Here is a 4,097-nt window from a genome sequence, read left to right on the forward strand (position 1 = left end):
TGTAGTCTGTCGTGCCGGGGTCGGTTCTGGCCAACAGGGTCATCATATGCGTGCGGGCGGCGTGGGTGATCCAAGTTTTATTGCCGGTGACCTTATAGTCGTCGCCATTTTTGACCGCACGAGTGCGTAGGCTGCCTAAATCTGACCCGGTGTTTGGTTCAGTAAAGACGGCGGTTGGCAGTGTTTCGGCACGGGCCAACCGCGGGAGCCATTTTTCTTTTTGGGCTTGCGTGCCGCCTGCCAGAATTAGTTCCGCGGCGATCTCGGATCGCGTGCCCAGACTGCCGACCCCGATATACCCGCGCGACAGTTCCTCGGACACCACGCACATAGATGCCTTGGACAGGCCAAACCCGCCGAATTCTTCGGGAATGGTCAACCCAAAGACCCCCATTTCGGCCAGTTCGTCTATCACGTTTAGCGGGATCAGCTCATCTTTGAGGTGCCAGTCGTGGGCGTAGGGCTCGACCTTTTCGATAGCGTAACGCCGGAATTGGTCACGTATCATTTCCAATTCATCATCCAACCCCGATGCGCCGATGATAACATGCGCGGCGTGCTCTTGCATCAACGCGACCAGTCGTGTGCGGGCGGCTTGGGTGTTGCCGTGTTGGGTCAATGTCGCAATCGCAGGGTTGGTGAGAGCGCCGCTATCCGCCGGGCCGATCCCCAGATCCTGAAGCCGCAGCATCTCGCCTTGGTTCATTTGCAGGCCGCCGCTGATCTGCGACAGGTATTCACCAAAAGCGATTTGGTGGATCAACTGTTCGGTTTCGCCGAAGGTGCCTGCGGTGCTCAGACGTTCGGCCCAAGCATGCATTTGGTGCAAGGCTTGGACATAGGTCGCCAACCAAGCGAGCCCATGCGTCGCCGTTTGATGCGCTTCGATGAGCGCCCCTGACACGCGGCCATCGGTTGTGACAACTGCTTTGACCCGCTCGGTCGCCGTGTGAAGGAGCGCATCAATCGGCGGCAACGCAGCGGCGGTTAATTCCAATAGATTGCCCAGCACAATTGTGTTTTGGGTCGGCGGCGTCTGTCCGTCATGGGGCATCGGTACATCCTTTGTCGGTTGTGTGATGATGTAGACCGATCACAGTGGAGGCGCAATAAAAATACGTGAAGGTGCATTTTTTCATATTAAAATTTCCCAATGAAATTTATAGATCACACCTTCTGATTGTTTCGAAAGCCGCAACACTGTGTTCACAGTCAAAATAGGCGGCAATGGTCGAGAAAAAAGCGCCGCAGGTGCGGCGCTTGTCAGTCACAAACTCATTAAAATTAAAACTGTATTGACGATATTTAGAGCGCCAGACAGATCTGCCCAGCACCGCATCGTTGGCGCAGGATCAGCTCTGACGCGCGACGGTTACGCCTGAGACATCTTCTATGAACGTCACGATTCGTGTCTTTACTGTCTCGTCACGGATCGCGGCCAATGCGGTCACAATCTCGAGCCCCGGATCGCGGCGTTCTGAATTTTCTAGTTCAGCATCAATGCCTTCGAAGAAATAAGATGTGGGTACATCAAGGATCCGCGACAGTTCATACAACCGACTGGCAGCGATACGATTGGATCCGATTTCGTATTTTTGGATCTGCTGAAACGAGAGACTCAGTTCCTTGGCAACATCTGTTTGGGAGAGCCGGCGCATAGTGCGAATTTGTTTCAATTTGCGACCGACGTGAACATCAACGGGATGGGACATAACTATTTAACACCTCTGGTTGTGACTGGGTACACTTCTTCCGGGAATCGACGGCTAGCGCAATTGAGTACGTTTTTTCCTTTTCTGATGATAAATATACGGGTGATGGGTGAAAAATGTTGCATTGCTGGATGATTAATTTACCGTTGGCGTTATGAACCGGGTCATGGATCCTTCCGAAACCACGAACGCCGCGCTGAGACCTGTCGAGTCTCATGGGTTGTTGCATGAGATGATCAGGTCGTTCACGACGCTGGCCCAAACGCTGAACCTGAGCCACGCCGTCAAAGAGCTGGGCAGCACCCGGCAAACTGTGCGCCGCCACATCACGCAGCTGGAAGAGGCAAAGGGTGAGGCGTTGTTTGTTGTGGAAGATCGCCAGTACCGGCTGACAGAGGCTGGCGCCCGCGCCCTGCCCGAGGCGTTGAGCATTTTGGCGCGCGGGAATGCATGGTTGAACAATTCCCTTGGGCACATCGACGGCCTGCAGGTGTTCAGTTCAACGCTGCCGGATGGGTGGTGCTTTTGGCAGCAACAACATTCGTTGGGGCGGATCTGGGCGTCGTCGTCCTGCCTGCAGCGTGAAATGGTGCGCAGTTGGTGCATGGCGGCGGGGGACATTGAGTCCCCCCATATGGAGCACGTGCGCCCTTATCTGATTGTGTACCGCCATACCAGCGCGGGCTGGATCTGTGTTGAATTCGGCGCGCAGTCCTTTTTCGTCAAGTGGTTTGGGCTGGCCAAAGCCCGCAGCAGCGTCGGGCGGTCCTTGGGCCGCATGCCCGGTGGCGAGGATTTCGCGCGCATGTTGGATGAACCTTTCCATGAGGTTCAATCGACCCAAAGTTTGCGTTTGGACCATGTTTACACGCTGGTTCCGTCCCATCCCGATGGGATCCTGAAACCGGTCAATTATCACCGTCTTATGTTGGGGGGGCGATTCCCTGACGGCAGCCTGGCGCTCTATTCGCTTGTGGAGCCGTCGTCCGATATTGAGATACTTGGGCACGATCCGAGCAAAATTGTGCAACCTTCCGCCGATATTGTCGTGAATCTGGACCCCGCTGACGCAAAGTTCGAGCGTTAAGCACGCCGTTAGGCTAACCTTTGCATGAGGATGCTCGTGCAAAGGAGTTTTGCTATGTCTTTTCAAAGTTTGAACGCGGGGGCCCAATTTGTGGCCACAAGCCGCGATATATTACACCAAAACCAGATTACCGTGACCGTCGGCTCAAATTTTACCACCTATCACACGATGCTGAAACGAGAACGGCCCCAGCAGGTATTAGGGGCGCCGTTTGATCCCGAAGTACATGACCTTAACGACACCAATTCTTTTTGGCTGATCGCGCGCGATGTGGACGGAGCGTTGATGCACACTCAGGCATCCCGGCTGATTGATCTGCAGGAAAAATCACTGGGCGGCTACATGCTGAAACGGTTCCGCGACTTCCCACCGGCGATCCCGGATCTTGATCTGCAACGGTCCCGGTTTCGGTCCAGTCCGGGTGCTGACCGCATGACAGGGCAGGTCGTCTATCACGGCGAAGTCTGGATGGGCGACACCGGCCCCTATCGTGGCACGGGGTTGTCCACGGTGCTGGCACGTTATGGAATCCACGAGGCGATGTGCCGGTGGAACCCGGATCATATTTTCGGCTTTATGGCGCGGACCGTTGCGTTCAAGGGGTTCGCAGAACGGATGGGGTATATGCACAACGAACCCGGCGCCCTGCGGTGGTACCGCAAGGGCTCAGACCGACCGATGGAAGGGTTCCTGAGCTACCTCACCAACGAGGACACGCGGTACCTGCTGGAGATGCCGATTATCGATGTGGTCAACACCTCGCAGCCAGACCGCCAAGCGGCCTGACCCTGTGCGCGGCGGTTGGATTAACTGATCGCCGCTGCCCTTACCTCGTCGTCGATGAACGGCAGATACTGGCCGAAGTTGTCCGAGAACATCTTGACCAACTTAGCGGCTTGGCGATCATAGGCATCCGCGTCGTCCCATGTGCGGCGCGGATCCAGCAAGATCGTGGGCACCCCTGTGACATCTACCGGCACGTCAAACCCAAAGTTGGGGTCTTTGCGAAAGAGGACGTCCGCGAGTGACCCGTCCAAAGCAGCCGTCAGCAACCCGCGTGTCGCCTTGATCGGCATTCTGCTGCCGGTGCCATAGGCGCCCCCCGTCCAGCCGGTGTTGACCAACCAACAGGTCGCGCCATGGGTGGCGATTTTGTCACGCAGCAGGTTGCCATAGACCTCGGGACGACGCGGCATGAAGGGCGCGCCAAAGCAGGTCGAAAACGTGGGCTCGGGTTCGGTCACGCCCCGTTCGGTGCCCGCCACTTTAGAGGTAAAGCCCGATAGGAAATGATACAT

5 protein-coding genes are annotated in these 4,097 nt (G+C 56.2%); 2 read left to right on the forward strand and 3 right to left on the reverse strand.

The window, feature by feature from the left end; all coding sequences use genetic code 11:
• The coding region (locus ABJQ89_RS06080) for an acyl-CoA dehydrogenase family protein (RefSeq protein ID WP_348495375.1) at nt 1-1,054 on the reverse strand (1,054 nt) is incomplete at its 3' end.
• A gap of 298 nt (nt 1,055-1,352) precedes the next feature.
• Nucleotides 1,353-1,712: a helix-turn-helix transcriptional regulator gene (locus tag ABJQ89_RS06085; protein WP_348404220.1), complete on the reverse strand. Its 360-nt coding sequence runs from the start codon at nt 1,710-1,712 to the stop codon at nt 1,353-1,355.
• Between the two features lie 166 nt (nt 1,713-1,878).
• Between ABJQ89_RS06085 and ABJQ89_RS06090 the strand changes: the two genes are divergently transcribed.
• Nucleotides 1,879-2,799, forward strand: a complete 921-nt coding sequence (locus ABJQ89_RS06090; protein WP_348495376.1) for a LysR family transcriptional regulator — start codon at nt 1,879-1,881, stop codon at nt 2,797-2,799.
• 54 nt (nt 2,800-2,853) lie between these two features.
• Nucleotides 2,854-3,585 (forward strand): hypothetical protein, encoded by a 732-nt coding sequence (locus tag ABJQ89_RS06095; RefSeq protein ID WP_348404222.1) that lies wholly within the window; start codon nt 2,854-2,856, stop codon nt 3,583-3,585.
• 20 nt (nt 3,586-3,605) lie between these two features.
• Here the strand turns inward: ABJQ89_RS06095 and ABJQ89_RS06100 are convergent.
• Nucleotides 3,606-4,097: phosphoenolpyruvate carboxykinase (ATP) (locus ABJQ89_RS06100; protein WP_348495377.1), on the reverse strand; the 492-nt coding region annotated here is incomplete at its 5' end.

The sequence above is a fragment of the Planktotalea sp. genome, from assembly GCF_039984035.1.
GTDB lineage: Bacteria > Pseudomonadota > Alphaproteobacteria > Rhodobacterales > Rhodobacteraceae > Planktotalea.